At 38.0% G+C, this 2,868-nt stretch carries 1 protein-coding gene; it reads right to left on the reverse strand.

Going from position 1 to position 2,868, the window contains the following annotated elements; genetic code table 11:
• Window positions 1-15: 15 nt before the first annotated feature.
• Window positions 16-2,868: hypothetical protein (locus tag Q4A73_RS04610; RefSeq protein WP_303206268.1), on the reverse strand; the 2,853-nt coding region annotated here is incomplete at its 5' end.

Genomic DNA, 2,868 nt, shown 5'->3' on the forward strand with positions numbered 1-2,868 from the left:
ATAATTAATATATATTTATAGTTTTTTGTAGATTATTTGAATCTGTTTTTTACCCTTTTTATCTTTAAAGCTTATGTTTTTAAAGCCGCTTTCCTCCTCTCTCATTTTTGCGATTTTTGCTTCCTTTTCGGCATTAAAAGCCTCTAAATTATCCATAAATTTTTCAATTAATCGGCTTGTGCTTGAGTTAAAATTCGTGCGTTTTAATTCCCCTTCAAGCTTGATTTTAAAATCATCATAATTTAAAGAGCGTGAAAGTGCCTTTCTAAGATGATACCTTAATGCCCCTCCTTGGATTTGCTTTGAAAAAATCCCAAATAAAATCCCATCCGGCAAAAGCCTGAAGATAGGATCAAACGCTCCCTTTACCAACTTTTGTTTTATCGCTCCCTCTGCTGTTGTGGCTATGCTTGTGCCTAGCCTTTCGCTTGTTGCGTGCGCGAAATTCTTGGCAATCAACGCATCGTTTTTGTAAAGCTTATGAAAGCCATCCACTAGCTCTAAAAACTCCCTAGCCTCCTCGCTTTTAAAAACTTGTGTATCCCCCACCAAGCTTTTCACTTTATTCAAAAAGTCCTCACTATCAAAAACGCGCACTTTGGCTCTGTCATTTTCGATTACGCTTTCTTTAAAAAGGCGGTTTAGGATTTGCATTTCTAAAAAGGCGTTATTTTCCTCACCCAAATAATCCTTAATTTTTTGCAAGTTATTTACACCATTTTCGCCTTGCCCTTTTGCGTATTTGATTAGGGTTTTCACCACTTCATCAGCACTTTTAGCACTATCTTGGAGTTTTAGATTTTTAATGCTCTCATTTAACTCTTTCATTGCGGCATAATCTTTAAGGCTTGTGCTATAAAGCTCTTTAATGCTCTCATAAGCCTTTGGCAGCTCTTTAAAGATATTATCTATCCCCCTATCAATCTCCGCTTTTAAAGAAGTCTCAGTTATTTTTTTAAGCGTGTTAATGAAATTAGGCGTTTTATCTTTGTTAAAAATGTAAAAATTAAGATTTTTCCTAAAATTATTCAGTTTTGCAAATGTTACGCCCTCTTTAGCAAAGACATTATTTTCTAAATCCCTCAAAAAAGGCGTCATTTCGTCTAAATTGACCCCATTTTCTAAAAAGTCCTTTTTGATATTTTCATAATGCGTTCTATCTAAAACGACCCTTATGTCCTCATTATAAAGCTTTGAAATTTGATTTTCGACTTCTTTAAAAGCAGCCTTGTTTCCAGCCTCAAATTCGTCTAAAATTTGCTTAATCTCGCGCGCATCGATGTTAAGATTTTTAAGATTTTTTTCTACATTTGCACTTGCAAAATTTAGCATATTTTTAAGATTATTTTGGATTTTTACATCATCTTTTGCCACTTCTAACAAATAGGCTAAAGTAGAGCCGTCCTTATCGCTTCTTATTAAATCCAGCATTTCTTGTTGTTTAGTTTTAAGGCTATTCACATTAAAAATTTCAGCTAGTTTTGCGATTTTTTGCGTTTTAGCATCCTCTTTGCCATATTTTTTAGCAAAGCTTTCTTTTAATTTTTCAAAGACAGGACTTGCTAAGTCCTCCCCCCTAACGCTTCCACCGAATTCCTTCTGTGCGGCTTTTAGCTCCTCTTTCATTTCAGGGCTAAAAACTTCATCGATGATTTTATTTGCCGCGCTTATATTTTGGCTAAGAATAGTGCTAAAAAACCCTAAAGGCGTGCGCTCTTTTGCATAAGCATAAGCATTTTTTACGCCCTTTACGGCGCCTTTTGCTATAGGTTTCGCCGCTAAGAACACCCCGTCCCCTGCTATGCTTAGTAATCCTGCTTGAAGGGCGTATTCTAAATTCCTCCTATAATTACTCTCTCTATTTAGATACATATCCGCAATTTTTGCGTCCATTAATCCCCCACCAAAGCTTCCAGCCGCCGCTCCTAAAACGCTCTTTACGACCTTACCTTTCGCACTTTTACCACTATTAAAGCCCTTTACACCCCCTGCAAAAGCTCCAGCGATTTCAAATTTAGCATTTTCTATAAAATCCCAAAAATTATCAAAAAAGCCCGTATTGACGAGATATTTCTGCTCTTTGCCATTTTCGTTTTTGATGAAATAAAGCTCATTTTCCTTACTTAATCCCACATCATCAAAGCCGTTTAATTCTGCTATAATTAGGGCATTTTTTAGGTATTCTTGTTGTAATTCTTGCTTTTTTTCCTTATCACTAAAAATGTGCCTTAAAAGCCCACTTTCTTCAAATTGCTCTAGCACATTGATCGCTTTTTGCACATCAGCACTGATAATGCCCTCACTTTTATACGCATCTTTAAATTCTCTTATTGTGTCCTTATCATCATTAAAAAGCGTGTTGAAAAAACCTAAATCATCCTCGATTAAATCCCGCTCCTCCTTACTCAAGCGCTCTTGTTTTTTCTCAATCTCAAGCATCTTACGCTCCCGCTCGATGTTTTGCTTCAGGCCCTTACCGTGCCGCTTATACAGGGCCTCTCGCTCTGCAAGATTGAGCTGATCCTCAAGGCCACGCGCGATCTTGTCCTTGGCATCCTGTAAAAAAGCCTTGTGCAGCCTATCCCTTTCATCACTCATTTTAAGGCTCGTGCCAAAAAAAGCATTCGCACCCTTTTTTGCCAAATCATCCAGCCCAAAAGGCAAAACGCTCTCTAGCAAATCCTCGGCGCTCGATTTCAAAAGACGGCCAGATTCTTGCTCCTTTAAATACTGTGCTTTTTGCATCTTTAAAGCCTTATCGTCAAAGATGCTTGTGGAGGAAAGTGGGTTGTGCGGGTTTGATTTGGCCGACTCAGTCTTTTGCGCGGCTTGAGGTTTTGCCGAGGCAGTATCATGCGCGGGGGCAGC

Origin of the sequence: Campylobacter sp., assembly GCF_030528245.1 — a bacterium.
GTDB lineage: Bacteria > Campylobacterota > Campylobacteria > Campylobacterales > Campylobacteraceae > Campylobacter_D.